The sequence below is a fragment of the Pseudomonas sp. Pseusp21 genome, assembly GCF_059492145.1.
The window spans coordinates 3614346-3634069 of record NZ_CP168520.1 but is presented as its reverse complement, the minus strand read 5'-3'; the positions used below and the strand labels follow the sequence as shown (position 1 = coordinate 3634069).

General features: G+C 61.7%; 16 protein-coding genes. 8 read left to right on the top strand and 8 right to left on the bottom strand.

All coding sequences use genetic code 11. The features are described 5' to 3' along the window. Nucleotides 1–2: 2 nt before the first annotated feature. Entirely contained in the window at nt 3–974 is a 972-nt protein-coding gene (locus tag ACEN93_RS16610) for a CobW family GTP-binding protein (protein ID WP_495610280.1), read from the top strand. A gap of 1 nt (nt 975) precedes the next feature. Here ACEN93_RS16610 and ACEN93_RS16605 read toward each other — a convergent pair whose 3' ends face one another. Further along, entirely contained in the window at nt 976–1389 is a 414-nt protein-coding gene (locus ACEN93_RS16605) for a DUF3301 domain-containing protein (RefSeq protein WP_495610279.1), read from the bottom strand. 117 nt (nt 1390–1506) lie between these two features. Here ACEN93_RS16605 and pdxY point away from each other — a divergent pair, with 117 nt between their 5' ends. Next, nucleotides 1507–2379 carry a pyridoxal kinase PdxY gene (pdxY, locus tag ACEN93_RS16600; RefSeq protein ID WP_039765058.1) on the top strand — a complete coding sequence of 291 codons (873 nt, stop codon included), beginning with the start codon at nt 1507–1509 and terminating at the stop codon, nt 2377–2379. 103 nt (nt 2380–2482) lie between these two features. Here the strand turns inward: pdxY and ACEN93_RS16595 are convergent, their stop codons facing one another. Next, nucleotides 2483–2965 carry an acyl-CoA thioesterase gene (locus tag ACEN93_RS16595; protein WP_003229693.1) on the bottom strand — a complete coding sequence of 161 codons (483 nt, stop codon included), beginning with the start codon at nt 2963–2965 and terminating at the stop codon, nt 2483–2485. Between the two features lie 282 nt (nt 2966–3247). Here ACEN93_RS16595 and ACEN93_RS16590 point away from each other — a divergent pair, with 282 nt between their 5' ends. Next, on the top strand, nt 3248–5011 hold the full coding sequence (locus ACEN93_RS16590; RefSeq protein ID WP_495610278.1) for a cation:proton antiporter: 1764 nt from the start codon (nt 3248–3250) through the stop codon (nt 5009–5011). A gap of 21 nt (nt 5012–5032) precedes the next feature. On the opposite strand, the gene ACEN93_RS16585 is transcribed toward ACEN93_RS16590, so the two are convergent. The 4 genes from ACEN93_RS16585 to uvrD form a co-directional block, all read right to left on the bottom strand. Then, nucleotides 5033–5440: an SMI1/KNR4 family protein gene (locus ACEN93_RS16585; protein ID WP_007954245.1), complete on the bottom strand. Its 408-nt coding sequence runs from the start codon at nt 5438–5440 to the stop codon at nt 5033–5035. A gap of 138 nt (nt 5441–5578) precedes the next feature. Then, nucleotides 5579–6457: a Tim44 domain-containing protein gene (locus ACEN93_RS16580; protein ID WP_236187615.1), complete on the bottom strand. Its 879-nt coding sequence runs from the start codon at nt 6455–6457 to the stop codon at nt 5579–5581. A gap of 175 nt (nt 6458–6632) precedes the next feature. Then, on the bottom strand, nt 6633–7073 hold the full coding sequence (locus tag ACEN93_RS16575) for an EamA family transporter (RefSeq protein WP_064379739.1): 441 nt from the start codon (nt 7071–7073) through the stop codon (nt 6633–6635). A 148-nt stretch (nt 7074–7221) separates the two neighbouring features. Then, entirely contained in the window at nt 7222–9405 is a 2184-nt protein-coding gene (gene uvrD / locus ACEN93_RS16570; RefSeq protein WP_495610277.1) for a DNA helicase II, read from the bottom strand. A gap of 259 nt (nt 9406–9664) precedes the next feature. On the opposite strand from uvrD, the gene ACEN93_RS16565 reads away from it, so the two are divergent. The 3 genes from ACEN93_RS16565 to ACEN93_RS16555 all read left to right on the top strand — a co-directional run bounded on the left by ACEN93_RS16565 (nt 9665) and on the right by ACEN93_RS16555 (nt 13870). Beyond that, nucleotides 9665–12538, top strand: a complete 2874-nt coding sequence (locus ACEN93_RS16565) for a putative bifunctional diguanylate cyclase/phosphodiesterase (RefSeq protein WP_495610276.1) — start codon at nt 9665–9667, stop codon at nt 12536–12538. A gap of 150 nt (nt 12539–12688) precedes the next feature. After that, nucleotides 12689–13555 (top strand): transcriptional regulator HexR, encoded by an 867-nt coding sequence (gene hexR / locus ACEN93_RS16560; protein ID WP_007954250.1) that lies wholly within the window; start codon nt 12689–12691, stop codon nt 13553–13555. 108 nt (nt 13556–13663) lie between these two features. Beyond that, on the top strand, nt 13664–13870 hold the full coding sequence (locus ACEN93_RS16555) for a PA3496 family putative envelope integrity protein (protein ID WP_103385789.1): 207 nt from the start codon (nt 13664–13666) through the stop codon (nt 13868–13870). Here the strand turns inward: ACEN93_RS16555 and ACEN93_RS16550 are convergent. Beyond that, nucleotides 13812–14774, bottom strand: a complete 963-nt coding sequence (locus tag ACEN93_RS16550) for a LysR family transcriptional regulator (RefSeq protein ID WP_103385788.1) — start codon at nt 14772–14774, stop codon at nt 13812–13814. The two genes, ACEN93_RS16555 and ACEN93_RS16550, sit on opposite strands and share 59 nt — an antisense overlap. A gap of 190 nt (nt 14775–14964) precedes the next feature. Between ACEN93_RS16550 and ACEN93_RS16545 the strand changes: the two genes are divergently transcribed. Then, complete coding sequence (locus ACEN93_RS16545) at nt 14965–16380, top strand: acetyl-CoA carboxylase biotin carboxylase subunit (RefSeq protein ID WP_007954255.1); 1416 nt, start codon at nt 14965–14967, stop codon at nt 16378–16380. A gap of 11 nt (nt 16381–16391) precedes the next feature. Next, on the top strand, nt 16392–18200 hold the full coding sequence (oadA, locus tag ACEN93_RS16540) for a sodium-extruding oxaloacetate decarboxylase subunit alpha (protein ID WP_039765069.1): 1809 nt from the start codon (nt 16392–16394) through the stop codon (nt 18198–18200). A gap of 104 nt (nt 18201–18304) precedes the next feature. Here the strand turns inward: oadA and ACEN93_RS16535 are convergent, their stop codons facing one another. Then, nucleotides 18305–19693, bottom strand: a complete 1389-nt coding sequence (locus ACEN93_RS16535) for an autotransporter outer membrane beta-barrel domain-containing protein (RefSeq protein ID WP_495610275.1) — start codon at nt 19691–19693, stop codon at nt 18305–18307. Between the last annotated feature and the right edge of the window lie 31 nt (nt 19694–19724).

The window sequence follows — 19724 nt, the reverse complement described above, 5'->3', positions numbered from 1 at the left end:
ACATGTTGCAGAACATTCCCACCCACGTCATCGCCGGCCCCTTGGGCGCGGGCAAGACCAGCCTGATCCGCCAGCTCATGGCCCAGCGACCGGCGGGCGAGCGTTGGGCGGTGCTGATCAACGAGTTCGGCCAGATCGGGCTCGACGCGGCGCTGTTGACCCGCGACGCCGATGGTATCGCACTGGGCGAAGTGGCCGGGGGCTGTTTGTGTTGCGTGAACGGTGCGCCGTTCCAGATCGGTCTGGGGCGATTGTTGCGCAAGGCACGGCCGGATCGCTTGTTCATCGAGCCCTCGGGGCTCGGGCATCCGGCGCAGTTGCTGAAGCAGCTGAACGAGGCGCCGTGGCAAGGCGTACTCGCCGTACAACCTTGCTTGCTGGTGCTGGACGCCCAGGCCCTTGCCGCGGGCAAAACGCTGCCGGACGCGCAGCAGGAAGCCTTGGCCAGCGCAGGCCTGCTGCTGTTGAACAAGGCAGAAAACCTCGACGAGCCCACGCGTGAGCGAATCACCCGACAGTTGCCGTCTGTACGATTGATCTGGACGCAGCAGGCGATGCTGCCGCTCAGCGAATTGCCGGGACTGGCGGTACAGGCGCAGGCAGGTGTGGATAAGTTGATCGTGCCCCAAGCGCTGGCACAGATGCCGGCCATCTGGAGCGATCCGGCGCTGCCGATCTGCCTGAGTCAGGCCCAGGAGGGTGGCTGGAGCATCGGTTGGCGCTGGCATCCGAGCCAGGTGTTCGACGTGTCGGGGATAACCCGATGGCTGAAAAGCCTGAACTGGCGCCGGGCCAAACTGGTAATTCACAGCCTGGACGGCTGGCAGTCAGCCAATGCGCTGGATAATGCCGAGCTCAGCTGGCTGCCCAGTGAATGGCGCAAGGATTCCCGGATCGAGCTGATTTTCGACGAACCGCAGGCGGTCAGTGAATTACAGGCCGGGCTGGCCCGGTTTCGGCTTCAGGCAGGTTGATTCAAGGCTTCCACTTGGTGTGTTCCTGACGCCACTGGCTCAGCTCAATCACTTCACCACGCGGTTTTGTCACCTCCACCACCGGCGGTGTGTCATCAAATGGCGCCGGGTAGGGCGCCAGTTCGATCTGCGCGCTGTGCGCACCGAACTGGGTGATCGTGCCGTTATGTCGGGTTTCGCCGGTCACGGTAAATTCGAAATTGTAGACCCGGGCCAGACGTCGCCGACCGCTGGCGTCCTTGATCAGGCCGATCTTCTTCAGCGCCACGTTACCGTCGAGCAGATCGACGCCGACATTCACGCAATGCTGTTTAACCCGCTCCAGCGCCCGCTCGCGCAAGCCGTGGTTGTGCCAGAGCCACGCACCGGCGGCGGCGAACAGCATCAGCACGAAAATGTTTTCCAGGGTGAGCATCAACACGAAACTCCAAATGATTGCGTCAGCTTAACTGCGTCGCCGGTCTGTCGTACAGGCTGCGTTTCGTCGCATACTGCGCGGCTTGAATTTCAATCGTTTTACGGAAAAACCCGAATGAAACGTACGCCTCATCTGCTCGCCATCCAGTCCCATGTGGTGTTCGGCCACGCCGGCAACAGCGCTGCGGTTTTTCCGATGCAGCGGGTCGGGGTGAATGTCTGGCCGCTCAATACGGTGCAGTTCTCCAACCACACCCAGTACGGCCAGTGGGCCGGTGAAGTGCTGGCACCGCACCGGATCCCCGAGCTGGTCGAGGGCATCGCCGCGATCGGTGAGCTGGGCAATTGTGATGCGGTGCTGTCAGGTTATCTCGGCAGTGCGGCGCAGGGGCGGGCGATTCTCAGTGGCATCGAGCGGATCAAGGCGGCCAACCCGAAAGCCCTTTATCTGTGCGACCCGGTGATGGGGCATCCGGAAAAGGGCTGCAGCGTTCCTGCTGAAGTCAGTGACTTCCTGCTGGAGGAGGCCGCTGCCGTTGCGGATTTCATGTGCCCGAACCAGTTGGAGCTGGACAGCTTCTCCGGGCGCAAGCCGCAGTCGCTGTTCGATTGTCTGGCGATGGCGCGTGCGCTTCTGGCGCGTGGACCGAAAGCGGTGCTGGTCAAGCATCTGGATTATCCGGGCAAACCGGCGGATGGCTTTGAAATGTTGCTGGTGACGGCCGAGGGCAGCTGGCATTTGCGGCGTCCGCTGCTGGCGTTTCCGCGTCAGCCGGTGGGGGTGGGCGATCTGACGTCCGGTCTGTTCCTGGCGCGTGTGCTGCTCGGTGACAGCCTGGTGGCGGCGTTTGAATTCACCGCAGCAGCGGTACATGAAGTGCTGCTGGAAACCCAGGCCTGCGCCAGTTACGAGCTGCAACTTGTGCGGGCGCAGGACCGGATTGCGCATCCGCGGGTGAAATTCGAGGCTACGCCGATCAGCCTCTGATGCCGCGTCGGCTTCAATCGCGAGCAGGCTCGCTCCCACAGGTGACGTTTTATCCGTGGGAGCGAGCCTGCTCGCGATAGCGGTCGTCAGATCGCTAAAAATCTCAGGCGTCGCCCTTGATTTCCTGATAGCGCTTTTCCAGCTCCTGACGGATCTGCCGGCGTTGTTGCGCCTGCATGTAGCGGCGTTTGTCTTCGCTGTTCTGCGGTTGCAGCGGCGGTACGGCGGCGGGTTTGCGCTGATCGTCCACCGCGACCATGGTGAAGAAGCAGCTGTTGGTGTGACGCACCGAGCGCTCGCGGATGTTCTCGGTCACCACTTTGATACCGACTTCCATCGAGGTGTTGCCGGTGTAGTTCACCGACGCCAGGAAGGTCACCAGTTCGCCGACGTGGATCGGCTCGCGGAAAATCACCTGATCCACCGACAGGGTCACCACGTAGCGGCCGGCATAACGGCTGGCGCAGGCGTAGGCCACTTCGTCGAGGTATTTGAGCAGGGTGCCGCCGTGGACATTGCCAGAGAAGTTGGCCATGTCGGGGGTCATCAGTACCGTCATCGACAGCTGGGCGTTTCCGGGTTCCATAACGTTCTCACGGGTCAAGGCAGGGTTGCTGGAAGAAACACCTCTGCGGGTGCCTGGTCGCTTTTCAAAAGCACCGTTATCGGGACGCCAGGCAACTGGCCGCCGTCACGCCCGAATCGATCTGTTTCCATATATTGCACCGCCTTTCAGCCGGAAGTCGCGGTGTTACCCTGCAAAAGCGCCTCCCCAAGGGCGATTCCTACACCCAAAGCGGATTTTTACTCAGCTCGCCCAGACATTTCCCATGCCTGCGTGAGCCTCGTCATTCAAGGAGCCCACACCATGCATGCCATCAGCTTTATTCAGGATCTGGCGGTGATCATGTTGGTCGCAGGTGTGGTGACCGTGTTGTTCCACCGTTTCAAGCAGCCGGTGGTACTTGGCTACATCGTCGCCGGCTTCATCATCGGCCCCCACACACCGCCCTTCGGTCTGATCCACGACGAAGAAACCATCAAGACCCTCGCCGAGCTGGGGGTTATTTTCCTGATGTTCTGCCTGGGCCTGGAGTTCAGCCTGCGCAAGCTGTTCAAGGTCGGTGCTACGGCATTCATCGCGGCGTTCCTCGAAATTGTTCTGATGATCTGGATCGGCTACGAAATCGGCCGCTGGTTTGACTGGAACACCATGGATTCGCTGTTCCTCGGCGCGATCCTGGCGATTTCCTCGACCACCATCATCGTCAAGGCGCTCAACGACCTGAAGATGAAGAACGAGCGCTTCGCGCAGTTGATTTTCGGTGTGCTGATCGTCGAGGACATTCTCGGCATCGGCATCATCGCCTTGCTGTCGAGCATCGCGGTGAGCGGCACGGTGAGCTCCGGCGAAGTGTTTTCCACGGTCGGCAAGCTCTCGCTTTTCATGATTGTCGCCCTGGTGGTCGGCATTCTGCTGGTGCCGCGTCTGCTGGCTTACGTCGCCAAGTTCGAAAGCAACGAGATGCTGCTGATCACGGTGCTGGGCCTGTGTTTCGGTTTCTGCCTGTTGGTGGTCAAGCTTGAGTACAGCATGGTGCTGGGGGCGTTCCTGATCGGCGCGATCATGGCCGAGTCGCGGCAGCTGCTGAAAATCGAGCGCCTGATCGAGCCGGTTCGCGACCTGTTCAGCGCGATCTTCTTCGTCGCCATCGGCCTGATGCTCGACCCGATGATCCTTCTGCAATACGCGTGGCCGATCGCGGTAATCACTGTTGCCGTGGTGCTGGGCAAGATGCTGTCCTGCGGCCTCGGTGCGTTTATCGCCGGCAATGACGGACGCACCTCAATGCGGGTCGGGATGGGGCTTTCGCAGATTGGCGAATTCTCCTTCATCATCGCGGCGCTGGGGATGACCCTGCAGGTCACCAGCAACTTCCTGTATCCGGTGGCCGTGGCGGTTTCGGTGATTACCACGTTGCTGACGCCGTACCTGATCCGGGCTGCCGATCCGCTGTCGATCAAGCTGTCTGCCGCCATGCCGCAGCGAGTCGGTCGAGTGTTCGGGATGTACGGCGAGTGGCTGCGCAGCATTCAGCCGCAGGGTGAGGGCGCGATGCTGGCCTCGATGATCCGGCGGATTCTGCTGCAGGTCGGGGTCAATCTGGCGCTGGTGATCGCGATCTTCTTTGCCGGCGCTTTCTTTGCCGGGCGCCTCTCGATCTGGATGCAGGACTGGATCAGCGATCCGAGCTGGCAGAAGGCGTTGATCTGGGGTGGGGCGTTGCTGGTGTCGCTGCCGTTCCTGATCGCGGCCTATCGCAAGCTCAAGGCGCTGTCGATGCTACTGGCGGAGATGGGTGTGAAGCCGGAAATGGCCGGGCGTCACACGCAGCGAGTGCGCCGGGTGATAGCCGAAGTGATCCCGATCATCTCGCTGCTGGTGATTTTCCTGCTGCTGGCAGCCTTGTCGGCCAGTATCTTGCCGACCAACAAGTTGCTGGTGCTGATCGCCGTGGTCGCAGCCGCCGTGGCGGCGCTGCTCTGGCGCTGGTTCATCCGGGTGCACACGCGGATGCAGGTGGCCCTGCTGGAAACTCTCGACAACCACAAGGAGCCGTCGGGGCACTGACCACCCATGGGATGGGGCGTTTCAGCTTTCCAGCCAGACGTCCCGAGCCCAGTGCCAGACCGATTCCCAGGACTCTTCGGTGATCAGTTCTTCCTCACCCGACCACAGCACCACGGTGCCGTCTTCTTCGACGCAGTAGTAGTCGTCACCATCCTGGCAGATCGGGATCAGGTCGCGCGGCACGCCGGCATCCCAGGCGTTGGCGGCGACGTCCGGCAGGTAGGTGTGGGATTGCGGGTCGGTGACGGTCACCGGCTCCAGGCTGCCGTAAACCACGTCGCTGACGGTCAGCAGAAACTCTTTGAAGACGAACGGGATGTTGATGAAGAGTTCTTCTTCGATTTCCACCAACTGGTCTTCGTCAGGCAATTCCAAAGGAACCGGTACGGGTTCGTTGGCTTCGCGCAGTTGTTCGATGATTTCTTCCACGTCCGGGATCCTCTTGCTTGAATGGCGCGGTTTATATGGGGCGGTTTATACAGTAGCTCGCTATAGATGCAACCGCGAAATAGAAAACCCCGGCCGAGGCCGGGGTTTTCATTACTGCGCGTAAAACGTCGGAGGTGATCAGCCGTTCTGGCGGATACCGGCGACCAGCCAAGGCTGGTTGTCGCCCTGTGGACGCTCCATGTTCCAGCTTTCGCTGAACACTTCGCCCTGCTGGTCGAAACGCGAAGTCTTCGACACGCCGTTGAAGGTCAGGGTAGCGATGGTCTTGTCCGCACGGTCATCCACGCCATCCAGTTGTACCTGGAGGTTGTCGATGAAGGTGGACTGGAAGGCATCGCCCAGTTCCGCGCGCTCGCGCTTGAGGAACTCGAACATTTGCGGGGTCACGAACTCGGCGATCTTGTCCATTTCGTTGGCGTCCCAGTGCTGCTGCAGCGCCTGGAAGTGGCTGCGGGCAGCTTCAAGGAAGCGCTGTTCGTTGAACCAGGCCGGAGCGTTGATCACCGGACGGGCGGCAGCAGGCGCGGCCGAACCACCGAAGATCGAACCCATGGCTGCTGGTTTCTGTTCGAACACTTCACGCTGCATCGGCGCGCCGGCCGGAGCGAACTGCTCCTGCTGCTTGCGACGACGGGCGGCGATGAAGCGGAAGATCACGAACGCGATCACGGCCATGATCAGGATGTCGAAGATCTGCATGCCTTCGAAGCCGCCGCCCATGAACATGGAAGCGAGCAGGCCACCGGCCGCGATGCCGGCCAGAGGGCCGAGCCATTTCGAAGCACCGCCGGCCTTGGCCGCAGCGCCCGCGGCACCGGCAGCACCAGCGGTCGCCGCAGCGCCGCCCATGCCTGGGGAAGAAGGAGCCATCTGGCTGGTCTGGTGCGTCGGCGCAGCGCCGGCGCTTTTGCCACCACCAAAGCGCTTGGCGTTGGCGTCGAGGCTCATCGTCAGGCCGATGCACAACGCCATGGCGATGCTAAGAAAACGTTTCATAAAGGGAATTCCCGTTTGTGGAGACACGCGCGCCATGTTGCACAGCTGAAGTGTTACTGGCTAGCGAGAGAGTGTTTCGGGCTTTTGCCTGACAGGTTACGTTCAGCTCGGTCGGGGCAATAAGGCTATGTACTTTTGTCTGTAGGAAAAGGAGATAGGTTCAGCAGGAAATAGATCAGCGCCGCAAGGCCAGCATCACCACACCAGCGGTGATCAGGCCGATGCCGCCCCACTGGCGCAGGTCGAGTTTCTCGCCCAGCAGGATCACACCGAGCACCGCCACGAAGACCACGCTGAGCTTGTCCACCGGGGCGACCAGCGACGCCGGGCCGACTTTCAATGCCCGGAAGTAGCACAGCCACGAAGCACCGGTTCCCAGGCCCGACAACAGCAGGAACAGGTAGCTCTTGGCGGAGATCGATCCCAAGGACTGATATTGGCCCGTGGCGTACAAAATCAAGGCCAGGCTGACCAATACGACGATTGTGCGCAGCAGGGTGGCGAAGTCGGAGTTGACGTTTTCGATGCCGATCTTGGCGAAGATGGCCGTCAGCGCGGCGAAAGTGGCCGAGAGCAGGGCCCAGAACGTCCAGGAAGAAAAGAAGCCCGAGCCCATGGATGTTGCCTCCAGTGTTCGTGTCCGATCGTTCCCACGCTCTGCGTGGTAACGCCGCCATGGACGCTCCGCGTCCACAGTGACGCAGAGCGTCACGTGATGCATTCCCACGCAGAGCGTGGGAACGATGAGCAACGACGGGCTGCCCTTAAATGGCTTCCAGCTTCGCGTACCCGAGCATCAGCCACTTGCTGCCTTCGGCGAAGTTCACCTGCACCCGGGCCTGGGCGCCTGCGCCTTCGAAGTTGAGGATCACACCGTCGCCGAAGATCGAGTGACGGACAGCCTGGCCAAGGCTCAGGCCGGTTTCCGGAATCTCGCTGCCGCTGAACAGGTTGCTGCCGCCCATCGACTGGTTGCCGCTGAACGGCCGGCTGACGCTGTTTGACAGGCGTACTTCCTGAATCAGGCCTTTCGGTACTTCCCGTACGAAACGCGACACCTTGTTGTAGGTTTCGCTGCCGTACAGGCGTCGGGTTTCAGCATAGGTCATCACCAGATTCTGCATCGCCCGGGTAATGCCGACATAGGCCAGACGCCGTTCTTCCTCAAGGCGTCCAGGCTCTTCCAGGCTCATTTTGTGCGGGAACAGGCCTTCTTCCATGCCCACCAGGAACACGTAAGGGAATTCCAGACCTTTGGCGCTGTGCAGGGTCATCAACTGAATGCTGTCTTCGTGCTCGTCGGCCTGGGTGTCGCCGGCCTCCAGCGAAGCGTGACCGAGGAATGCCGCCAGCGGCGTCAGTTCTTCGTCTTCTTCGGTGTTCTCGAAGTTGCGCGCGGCGCTGACCAGTTCCTCAAGGTTTTCCACCCGGGCCTGGCCTTTCTCGCCTTTTTCCGCTTCGTGATAGGCGATCAGTCCGGATTGCTCGATGACGGTTTGAGTCATCAGGTGCAACGGCATCTCGGCGCACTTGGCGGCAAGGTTTTCGATCAGCTCGATAAACGCGCCCAGCGCACCGGCGGCACGACCGGTCAGGCCCTTGTTGGCCACCAGCTGGCGCATGGCTTCCCACATCGACACATCGCTGTGACGGGCATGGTCGCGAATCGCTTCGACGGTTTTCTCGCCGATGCCACGCGCCGGGACGTTGATCACCCGTTCCAGCGCCGCATCGTTGCCGCGACCTTCCAGCAAACGCAGGTAGGCCATGGCGTTCTTGATTTCCGCCCGCTCGAAGAAGCGCTGGCCGCCATAGATGCGGTACGGAATGCGTTCACGCAGCAAGGCTTCTTCAAGAACGCGCGATTGGGCGTTGGAGCGGTAGAGAATCGCGATATCGCTGCGAGCCAGGCCGGTTTTCAGCGCGCTTTCGATGGTTTCGACAACGTAGCGCGCTTCATCGTGTTCGTTGAAGGCGGCGTAGAGGTTGATGGCTTCGCCGTCGCCGCCATCGGTCCAAAGCTCTTTGCCCAGACGTCCGGTGTTGTTGGCGATCAGGGCGTTGGCGGCTTTCAGGATGCCGGCCGTGGAGCGGTAGTTCTGCTCCAGACGGATGGTCACCGAATCCGGGAAGTCGGAAGAGTACTGGTGGATGTTCTCGATTTTCGCGCCGCGCCAGCCGTAGATCGACTGATCGTCGTCGCCGACCACCATCAGGCTGTCGCCGCCCTTGCCCAGCAGACGCAACCAGGCGTACTGCACGGCGTTGGTGTCCTGGAATTCGTCCACCAGAATGTGTCGGAAACGCTTCTGGTAGTGCGCCAGCAGGCCCGGGTGGTCGCGCCACAGGTCGAGGGCGCGCAGCAGCAGTTCTGAGAAATCGATGACGCCGGCCCGCTGGCATGCCGCCTCGTAGGCTTCGTAAATGCCGCGCATGGTGGCCAGGAACAGATCGCCGCTGGCTTGAATGTGTTGCGGACGCAGACCTTCGTCTTTCTGCCCGTTGATGAACCACTGGGCCTGACGGGCCGGCCAGCGTTGCTCGTCCAGCCCCAGCTCGCGGATCACCCGCTTGACCAGGCGTTGCTGGTCGTCGCTGTCGAGAATCTGGAAAGTCTGGCTCAGCCCGGCTTCCTGCCAGTGCGCCCGCAGCAGGCGGTGCGCCAGGCCGTGGAAGGTGCCGACCCACATGCCGGCCGGGTTGATGCCCAGCAACTGCTCGATGCGGTGACGCATCTCGGCAGCGGCCTTGTTGGTGAAGGTCACCGACAGAATCGAGTGGGGCGAGGCGTTCTCGACCTGGATCAACCAGGCGATACGGTGCACCAGCACTCGGGTTTTGCCGGAGCCGGCACCGGCCAGGACCAATTGACGACCAACGGGAGCCGCTACGGCCTGGCGTTGGGCATCGTTGAGGGAGTTCAGCAGAAGGGAGAGATCATCGCGCATCGGGGCATTCTAGGGTGCGCCGCAGGCCCGGGCAAACCGAGCTTTGCATTAGCCGATGAAAGTGCTGCCGATGACGACCGGTCGGTCACCGGCTACAGGCGTTGGCCCGCCTGAGCTCAGGGCTTTGGTGGGGGCTGGGCGGGGGAAAAGTTTCGGTGAAATTATGATCTGGGGCAGTTTGGCAAGTGGTTCGGCTTGTGTATGCTCCGTCCACGTTTCCGGGCGCATGCTCACACTTATAAGAACAAGAACGTTGCCTATGACCCTCAGCTTCGACCTGTCGGGCCCCTCCGTGGAGCCTCGGGTGATCCGCAAGCTTTACGCCACCCAGATGGCGGTCGAGCGCACGCGCCTTCTTTATCAGGGTTCGCTGCTGCCCACCCTGTTCATGTTGATCAACGGTCTGGTCTGCGCCGCTCTGCTCTGGAGCCCGCAGCGTTACTTCGTGGTCAGCGTCTGGCTGGTGTGGCTGTTGTCGCTGGTGGCGTTGCGGGTGATTCAGGTCGCCGCGTTCGACTCGGCGATTCCCGATCGCCAGGCCCAGCCGATCTGGGGGCGCATGTTCCTGCTCGGCTCGACCATGACCGGCCTGACCCTGGCCGGCGCCGGCATCGCCCTGGTCCCGGCCGACAACTTCATGCAGCAGGCCTGGGTGTTCGGCCTGATCGGCGCCGCGACCCTGTCGGCCAGCGTGGCCTACGCCGTGAGCATTCCGGCGTTTCTTTCCTTTACCTTGCCGTGCCTGCTGCCGGCCATCGGCTACCTGTTCTGGGGTGGCGACGAGCTGGCGCGCGGCTGGGGCTGGCTCGGGCTGATCCTGCTCGGCTCCCTGAGCGTGGTGGCGTGGCAGGTCAATCGGCTGATCGATCGCGGTTTGCTGCGGCGCTTCCAGAACCAGCACCTGATCGAGCACCTGCAACAAACGCAAACCCGCAGCGAACAGCTCAATCAGGAGCTGGCGAAGGAAATCGAGCAGCGGCGGTGCGCCGAGGGCAAGCTGCGCGAGGCGCAGGTCGAGTTGGAGGATCGGGTCGCCCAGCGCAGCCGAGAGCTGGATGTCGCCAACCAGGCGCTGAGCAAAAGCGAGGCGCGCCTGGCCCTGGCGTTGAAGGCCAGTGAGCTGGGGCTGTGGGACTGGAACCTGCAGACCGACGAGGTTCACCACACGCAGATTCAGGAACTGTTCGGCCTCGACCCGCAGTACGTCACCGGGCTGCTCAGGCATCTGCGACCAAGGCTGCACCCGGATGATGTGCCGCCGCTCAAACGCGCGCTGACCGAGCACTTGAAGGGGCGCACGGAGGATTATCAGATCGAATACCGCGTGCGCCATGGCGACGGTCACTGGGTCTGGATCGAAGACCGTGGACGGGCGGTGGAGCGCGACGAGAACGGGCGGGTCATCCGCATGGTCGGCACCCGCCGCGACATCAGCGTCAGCAAAAGTCTGGAAGCCCAACAGCAATTGGCGGCGACGGTGTTCGAGGCTGCCAGCGAAGGCATCGTGATTCTCGATCCGAATTACTCGCTGATCGCCATCAACCAGGCCTTCAGCCGGGTCACCGGGTATGACATCAACGACATGCTCGGACGCAACGTTGTCGAACTGCCGTGCAGTCGCGACGCCCGCCGCCATTACGTCGCGATTCGCCACGCGCTGGAGCAGCACGGCAGTTGGCAAGGCGAACTGGTGGAAACCCGCAAGAACGGCGAGTTGTATCCGCAATGGCTGCAACTGAATGCCGTGCGCGACAGTCGGGGAAATGTCAGCCATATCGTCGGCTTCTTCGCCGATCTGTCGGCGCGCCGCGAATCCGAAGAGCGCATGCGCTACCTGACCCACTACGACGAACTCACAGGCCTGGCCAATCGCTCGCTGTTCCGCGAACGCCTGCACGAAGCCCATCAGCGCGTGCGACAGGGCGGGCGCCGGAGTCTGGCGCTGCTGCACATCAATCTGGATCGCTTCAAGCTGCTCAACGACAGCCTTGGCCACGAGATTGCCGACCAGTTGCTGCAAAAGATGTCCCGGCGTCTGGTCAATGCTCTGCCGGAAGCCGACACCATTGCCCGGCTGTCCGGCGATGAGTTCGCGGTGCTGTTCGACGCCTACGGCAACCTGTCGAGCCTGGCGCGGGTCGCCACGCGACTGTCGAGCAAGCTGCGCCTGCCGTTGACCGTGGAAGGGCATGAGCTGGTAGTCAGTGCCTCAATGGGCATCAGCATGCTGCCGGACAACGCCCGGGAGATTTCCGCACTGGTCAGTCAGTCGAACATGGCCATGCAACATGCCAAGCACCTGGGCGGCAACAACTTCCAGTTCTACACCGACAGTCTGCAGGCCAGCACGCTGGAGCGCCTGCAACTGGAAAACCAGCTGCGCAAAGCCATCGAGGAAAAGCAGCTCAAGGTCTTCTATCAACCGAAGCTGTGCCTGGGGACCGGCCGTCTCAACGCGGCGGAAGCGCTGGTGCGCTGGGATCATCCGACCATGGGGCGGGTGCCGCCGGGGGACTTCATCGGTCTGGCGGAGGAGACGGGGCTGATCGGCCCGATCGGCGAATTCGTCCTGCGTCAGGCCTGCTGGCAGGCGTGTGAATGGCAGCGTCAGGGGCTGGCGCCGATCCGGGTTTCGGTGAACCTGTCGGTTCATCAACTGCGCCAGGGCAAACTGGTCAGTCTGGTGCGCCAAGTGCTGGAGGAAACCGGCCTGGCGCCGCATTACCTTGAACTGGAACTGACCGAAAGCCAACTGCTCGACAGCGTCGAACACATCATCGCCACGTTCCAGCAGTTGCGGGATCTGGGGGTGAAACTGGCCATCGACGATTTTGGCACCGGCTATTCATCGCTGAGCTATCTGAAGCGGATTCCGGTGGATTACGTGAAGATCGATCAGGCCTTTATTCGCGGGTTGGGCGAGGGCAGCGAAGACGCGGCGATCACCCGGGCGATCATTGCGATGGCTCATGGGCTGTCACTTAAAGTGGTCGCCGAAGGTGTCGAGCGATCCGAGCAACTGGCGTTTCTGAAAGCTGAAGGTTGCGATGAGGTGCAGGGCTATCTGATCAGTCGTCCGGTGGAGGCGGTCGGCCTTGCTGCGTTGCTGCGTGAACAGGAAAAACCGCTGTAAAGGGCTACATGCAACGCATGTCGCCTGATCCGGGGGGATCCGGTTACGCATTGAGCAGGCAAAAAGCCGATTCATGTAGTATAACTACAAGCTTGCTACATCCCTGGCATCTGGCCAAAGCACATCTTTCCATAACAAGAGTCCAGCCCCTTGAATCTGCTGCAACACATCGCCCAGTCACGTCACCTGTTACGCAAGTCGGAGCTCAAGGTCGCCGACCACGTGCTGCTTGACCCTGCGGCAGTGATGCACAGTTCCATGGCCGACCTGGCTCACAGCGTCGGCATCAGCGAGCCGACCATCGTGCGCTTCTGCCGGGCCATCGGTTGTTCCGGTTTCCAGGATCTGAAACTCAAGCTCGCGCAAAGCCTCGCGGCCGGCGCCAGCTTCGGTCAGTTCGCGATCCATGAAGACGATTCCGTTGCCGACTACAGCCTGAAGATTTTCGACACCACGTTGCACACGCTGATGGAGGTTCGCGAGAAGCTCGATCCCCTTGAGCTGCAGCGGGCGGTGACGTTGATGTCCCAGGCCCAGCGCGTCGAATTCTATGGTTTTGGTGCGTCGGGCGCGGTGGCGGCGGATGCGCAGCACAAGTTCTTCCGTCTGCTGCTGACGGCGGCGGCGTATTCCGACCCGCACATGCAGGCGATGTCGGCGGTGACGCTGAAGCCCACCGACGTAGCGATCTGCATTTCCCAGTCCGGCCGTTCCAAAGACCTGCTGATCACCGCCAACCTCGTTCGCGAGAGCGGTGCATCGCTGATCACCTTGTGCCCAAGCCAGACACCGCTGGCCGAGCTGTCGACCGTCAACCTGGCAATCGACGTGCACGAGGACACCGAAATCTACACCCCGCTGACCTCGCGTATCGCTCACCTGGTGGTGATCGACGTGCTGGCGATGGGCGTGGCCATGGCGCGCGGGCCGAGCCTGGTCAACCACCTCAAGAGCGTCAAGCGCAGCCTGCGCAGCTTGCGGCTGTCGCCAAAATCGGTGAAAGCGCTGGATGACTGATAGTGATGGGGTGAAGGCAATCTTCATCTGTCTGTAACCCCGTCGAAGCCAAACCGTCATCCCTTGCGCCTATCGTGAAACTCCCGTAATCGCCTTGGGAGACTCGAAATGGCTCAGCCTTACGAAGAACGCAACAGCGCCGCGAAAACCCGTCGTCAGCAGGAAGACCAGCGCCGCATGGAATTTCGCCGCGCCATCGAAGATCGCTTCGAACTTCGCCAGCTTCAGGCCGAAATCGGCGATTTTCCCGAGGACATCAATCACTGGCAGGCAGCGCCGGCAGCTGCCCGTCGAAGCGCTCAACCAGCGCGCTGATCTGCACCCTTTCGCTGCGGATAAACGCCAGGAAGGCGTGCGCCACCGGTGACAGCCGTTTGGCCTTGGCTTGCACCAGGCACCAACTGCGAAACAGCGGCAACTCTTCGACCGGCAGCTCGACCAGGCCGCCGGTCGCCAGCTCCAGGTTCAGGGCGTGGCGCGTCAACAGCGCCAGGCCCAGACCCGCCACCACGCATTCACGCTGGGCTTCGGCCGACGCCACTTCCTGGGTCTGGGTGAAGTGCACGCGCTTCTCCTTGAAATACTCCTCGCAGGCCAGCCGCGTACCCGAACCGGGTTCGCGGATCAGCAAGGTGTAAGGCTCCAGATCCTGCAAGCGCAGCGGGCCCATGTGCGCCAGCGGATGATCCGGCCGCGCCACGGCGACGATCGGGTTGTTGAGGAACGGCAGGAACTCCAGACCCATGTCCTGCGGGACCATCGACATGATCACCAAGTCGTCGCGGTTATCGGAGAGGCGGCGGATCACTTGGCCGCGGTTGACCACCGTCAGCTGCAGGTTCACTTCCGGATGCTGGCGCTTGAACGCCGCAAACAGGTGCGGCACGAAGTATTTGGCGCTGGACTCCACCGCCAGCTTCAATTGGCCCTGCAGTGAGCCCTGCATGTCCGACAGCTGCATGTCGAGGTTTTCCAGGCGGCCGAAGATGTCCCGGCTGGCGCGCTGAAGTGCTTCGGCCGCTTCGGTCATGTAGAGTTTTTTGCCGACGTAATCGAATAATGGCTGCCCGATCAGTTCTTCGAGCTGACGAATCTGTAGGCTGACGGCCGGTTGTGTGAGCGACATTTCCTCGGCCGCTCGGCTGTAGGAACGTAAATCACACACTTCGTTGAAGATCTGCAATTGACGCAATGTCATACGCATCAAGGACTTACGCATTTTCTAACGACTCTGGCCATTGGCTGATGCGATGACTATAAGTCTTTACTTATGCCTGACCCAATTTTTATTCATTTTTGTTAATCCCTTGTCAGCGCTAGTGTGGAGCCGAGACCAGATTGAAACATTTGGTCACGTGCCGACCTGGGTCTAGCAGGTCGTGGTGCCACCGGCTCAAGGGAACCTCCAAGTGATAACAAAGATCCTGATCGCCAACCGTGGTGAGATTGCCGTACGAATCGTGCGTGCCTGCGCCGAGATGGGCATCCGCTCGGTCGCGATCTATTCCGACGCCGACCGGCATGCCTTGCATGTGAAGCGTGCGGACGAGGCCCACAGCATTGGTGCCGAGCCGCTGGCCGGTTACCTGAACCCGCGCAAGCTGGTGAACCTGGCCGTGGAAACCGGCTGCGATGCGCTGCACCCCGGCTACGGTTTCCTTTCGGAAAACGCCGAGCTGGCAGACATCTGCGCCGAACGTGGGATCAAATTCATCGGCCCGTCGGCGGAAGTCATCCGCCGCATGGGCGACAAGACCGAAGCGCGCCGCAGCATGATCAAGGCCGGTGTGCCGGTCACGCCGGGCACCGAAGGCAACGTCTCGGGCATCGAGGAAGCATTGAGCGAGGGCGACCGCATCGGTTACCCGGTGATGCTCAAGGCCACTTCCGGTGGGGGCGGTCGCGGTATCCGTCGCTGCAACAGCCGCGAAGAACTCGAACAGAATTTCCCTCGGGTCATTTCCGAGGCCACCAAGGCCTTCGGTTCGGCGGAAGTGTTTCTGGAAAAATGCATCGTCAATCCCAAGCACATCGAAGCGCAGATCCTCGGCGACAGCTTCGGCAACGTCGTGCATCTGTTCGAACGTGACTGCTCGATCCAGCGCCGCAACCAGAAGCTGATCGAAATCGCCCCGAGCCCGCAACTGACCCCGGAACAGCGCGCCTACATCGGCGACCTGTCGGTGCGCGCGGCCAAGGCTGTCGGGTACGAGAACGCCGGCACCGTGGAGTTCCTGCTCGCCGAGGGCGAGGTGTACTTCATGGAGATGAACACCCGGGTGCAGGTGGAACACACCATCACCGAAGAAATCACCGGGATCGACATCGTCCGCGAACAGATCCGCATCGCCTCCGGCCTGCCGCTGTCGGTGAAGCAGGAAGATATCCAGCATCGCGGTTTTGCCCTGCAATTCCGGATCAACGCCGAAGACCCGAAGAACAACTTTCTGCCGAGCTTCGGCAAGATCACGCGCTACTACGCCCCCGGCGGCCCTGGCGTGCGCACCGACACGGCGATCTACACCGGCTACACCATTCCGCCGTTCTACGACTCGATGTGCCTGAAACTGGTGGTCTGGGCGCTGACCTGGGAAGAGGCCATGGACCGTGGTCTGCGCGCCCTCGACGACATGCGTCTGCAAGGCGTGAAGACCACCGCCGCGTACTACCAGGAAATCCTGCGCAACCCGGAATTCCGTAGCGGCCAGTTCAATACCAGCTTCGTCGAAAGCCACCCTGAGCTGACCAACTACTCGATCAAGCGCAAACCCGAAGAGCTGGCCCTGGCCATCGCCGCCGCCATCGCCGCCCACGCAGGCCTGTGAGGAATACAAGAATGAGCAAGAAGATCTTCGTTACTGACACCATCCTGCGCGACGCCCACCAATCGCTGCTCGCCACCCGTATGCGCACCGAAGACATGCTGCCGATCTGCGACAAGCTCGACAAAGTCGGCTACTGGTCGCTGGAGTGCTGGGGCGGCGCGACGTTCGACGCCTGCGTGCGTTTCCTGAAAGAAGACCCGTGGGAGCGTCTGCGCCAACTGCGCGCCGCGCTGCCCAACACCCGTCTGCAAATGCTCCTGCGCGGGCAGAACCTGCTGGGCTACCGCCACTACAGCGATGACGTGGTCAAAGCGTTCGTCGCCAAGGCCGCGGTCAACGGCATCGACGTGTTCCGCATCTTCGACGCAATGAACGACGTGCGTAACCTGCGCGTGGCCATTGAAGCGGTGAAAGCTGCCGGCAAACATGCCCAGGGCACTATCGCCTACACCACCAGCCCGGTGCACACCATCGATGCGTTCGTTGCCCAGGCCAAGCAAATGGAAGCCATGGGTTGCGACTCGGTGGCGATCAAGGACATGGCCGGTCTGCTGACCCCATACGCCACCGGTGAACTGGTACGTGCACTGAAAGCCGAACAGTCGCTGCCGGTGTTCATCCACTCCCACGATACCGCTGGCCTGGCAGCGATGTGCCAGCTCAAGGCCATTGAAAACGGTGCCGACCACATCGACACCGCGATCTCCAGCTTTGCTTCGGGCACCAGCCACCCTGGCACCGAATCGATGGTTGCTGCGCTCAAGGGCACCGAGTTCGATACCGGTCTGAACCTGGAGCTGCTGCAAGAGATCGGTCTGTACTTCTACGCCGTGCGCAAGAAGTACCACCAGTTCGAAAGCGAATTCACCGCCGTCGATACCCGTGTTCAAGTCAACCAGGTGCCGGGCGGGATGATTTCCAACCTGGCCAACCAGCTGAAAGAGCAGGGGGCTCTGAACCGCATGGGCGAAGTGCTGGCGGAGATTCCGCGCGTGCGTGAAGACCTCGGCTTCCCGCCGCTGGTGACCCCGACTTCGCAGATCGTCGGCACCCAGGCGTTCTTCAACGTGCTGGCCGGCGAGCGCTACAAGACCATCACCAACGAGGTGAAGCTCTATCTGCAAGGCGGTTACGGCAAAGCGCCTGGCACCGTGAACGAGAAGCTGCGTCGTCAGGCCATTGGCAGCGAAGAGGTGATCGACGTACGCCCGGCCGACCTCCTCAAGCCGGAAATGGCCAAGCTGCGTGCCGATATCGGCGCACTGGCCAAGTCCGAAGAAGACGTGCTGACGTTCGCCATGTTCCCGGACATCGGCCGCAAGTTCCTCGAAGAGCGTGCCGCCGGCACCCTTACCCCGGAAGTGCTGCTGCCGATCCCGGAAGCGGGCAAGGTGGCTTCGGCCGGCGGCGAAGGCGTACCGACCGAGTTCGTCATTGACGTTCACGGCGAAACCTACCGCGTGGACATCACCGGTGTCGGCGTCAAGGCTGAAGGCAAGCGTCACTTCTACCTGTCCATCGACGGCATGCCGGAAGAGGTGGTGTTCGAACCACTCAACGAATTCGTCGGCGGCGGCAGCAGCAAGCGCAAGCAGGCTTCGGCACCGGGTCACGTCAGCACCACCATGCCGGGCAACATCGTCGATGTGCTGGTCAAGGAAGGCGACACCGTGAAGGCGGGCCAGGCCGTGCTGATCACTGAGGCGATGAAGATGGAGACCGAAGTCCAGGCGGCGATTGCCGGCAAGGTCACCGCCATTCACGTTGCCAAGGGCGACCGGGTGAACCCGGGCGAAATCCTGATCGAGATCGAAGGCTGAGATAACAGCCTCGATACAACGCTTTAAACCTCGGGGGGGCATGTGCTCCCCTTTTTTTTGCTTTCAAGTTGCTGCCGCAACGTGCGGCAGCAGCCAGTCCGGACTCAGAACGCCATTCGCCACTGGCCCGATACACCATGGTTTCGGCTGTCGGTACCGATCTCACCCGACAAGCCAACACCGAGTGTGTGATTGGCCGAGACGGTCAGATCAAGCCCGGTGTCCAGCGTCAGGCTGTTGCGGTCCAGCTCTGCGCCATAAACGGTGTAGTCACGGCCGCCGGTGACCAGACGTTGCCGGGTGCTAGTGTCGGTCTCGCCGTAAACATGTTTCCATCCCGCGCTGAGTCGTGGCGTGAGGCGCATGCCGTTATCCAGCGTGCTGACTTTCGCCATGCGCAGGCCGACGGTGGTGTTGAAGTTGCCCTGGGATTGATCACCCACCCGGAGCGCCGCATCCCCGCCTTTTTCGGTGTAGCCATCGCGGTGGTAACGCTGGTAGCCAAGGCCCGCAAATGGCTCGATGCTGACGTTGGCCCGACCCAGGTTGTATCCCGATTCGATGAACGCTTGCTGGGTGCTGGCCTGGTAGTTGCCCTTGAGCCGGTCGTGGAAGCGACCGAACGCAACTTCACGGCGCGTGCTGCCTTCATGGCGGCTCCAGGTTGCACCGAACCGGAGTGACAACGGGCCGGTCTGGCGCAAGGCGTAAGCACCGAGGTGCCAACTGTCGAGATCGCCGTCCAGCTCCTTGCTGTCCATGCGCGTGCCGGAGGTGCCGCCCATCAAGCCCAGTCGCCAGTCTTCGTCGAGCCGCCAGTCCGCACCGATCAGCAGTCCTTTGGTGGAATGCTGCATGGGCTCCACATCGCGATCCAGTTTCCCGCTGTGGCCGAGGGCCTGCAGCCAGACCCTGCCGCTCTCGGCGTTTCCGGCCGCGTGGCGCGGTGCGTTTGGCTGGTTTTCATGCAGGTTATCGAGCTGGTGCATGGCCGACAGCAGGCTGGCGCTGACCGGTGTGACGCTGCTCAAGGTGGCCTTGGCGAGGTTGGCGTTGTTACCGCCGGCCAGTTGATCGTAGGCGAGGGCGGCCGTAGTTTCGTCGGCAGCGAGCAGGGCTTCGATGGCTGCGTTCCCCGGAGGTAGAGGGGAATCCGTTGACGGCGGCTGGTCTACCACTTCGGTTTGTTGAGCTGCGGACGTTTCGGCCAGAACCGATTCCGGTAAGGGCGCTGGTTTTTCCAGGCTTTCTTTGAGTGCGCTGCCGCTTTGCGTCGTGGCGACTTTCTCGGAGGGAATGTCATCGGGTGCAGGAAGGGGGGCTGCTGGAATCTCAGTGCTGACCGGAAATGTTTCTGGCGTCGGAGCGATACTTTCTGCAAGCAGTGGCTCTGGAGCGAGACTGGGCGGAGCAGGTTTTTCTTTCTTCTTGCGCGCAGGCTTGGGTTTCACTTCGTCCATGACGGGCGCGTCGGGCTCCGACTGCTCTGCCATAGAAAACTCCACGCAACCGACTACCAGCGCG

Coding starts and splice junctions, on each gene's coding strand:
- pdxY (WP_039765058.1), top strand. CDS start 1,507: ATGAAACGTACGCCTCATCTGCTCGCCATCCAGTCCCATGTGGTGTTC.
- ACEN93_RS16535 (WP_495610275.1), bottom strand. CDS start 19,693: ATGGCAGAGCAGTCGGAGCCCGACGCGCCCGTCATGGACGAAGTGAAA.
- ACEN93_RS16565 (WP_495610276.1), top strand. CDS start 9,665: ATGACCCTCAGCTTCGACCTGTCGGGCCCCTCCGTGGAGCCTCGGGTG.
- ACEN93_RS16580 (WP_236187615.1), bottom strand. CDS start 6,457: ATGAAACGTTTTCTTAGCATCGCCATGGCGTTGTGCATCGGCCTGACG.
- ACEN93_RS16555 (WP_103385789.1), top strand. CDS start 13,664: ATGGCTCAGCCTTACGAAGAACGCAACAGCGCCGCGAAAACCCGTCGT.
- ACEN93_RS16605 (WP_495610279.1), bottom strand. CDS start 1,389: ATGCTCACCCTGGAAAACATTTTCGTGCTGATGCTGTTCGCCGCCGCC.
- ACEN93_RS16595 (WP_003229693.1), bottom strand. CDS start 2,965: ATGGAACCCGGAAACGCCCAGCTGTCGATGACGGTACTGATGACCCCC.
- ACEN93_RS16590 (WP_495610278.1), top strand. CDS start 3,248: ATGCATGCCATCAGCTTTATTCAGGATCTGGCGGTGATCATGTTGGTC.
- ACEN93_RS16550 (WP_103385788.1), bottom strand. CDS start 14,774: ATGCGTAAGTCCTTGATGCGTATGACATTGCGTCAATTGCAGATCTTC.
- ACEN93_RS16610 (WP_495610280.1), top strand. CDS start 3: ATGTTGCAGAACATTCCCACCCACGTCATCGCCGGCCCCTTGGGCGCG.
- uvrD (WP_495610277.1), bottom strand. CDS start 9,405: ATGCGCGATGATCTCTCCCTTCTGCTGAACTCCCTCAACGATGCCCAA.
- ACEN93_RS16575 (WP_064379739.1), bottom strand. CDS start 7,073: ATGGGCTCGGGCTTCTTTTCTTCCTGGACGTTCTGGGCCCTGCTCTCG.
- oadA (WP_039765069.1), top strand. CDS start 16,392: ATGAGCAAGAAGATCTTCGTTACTGACACCATCCTGCGCGACGCCCAC.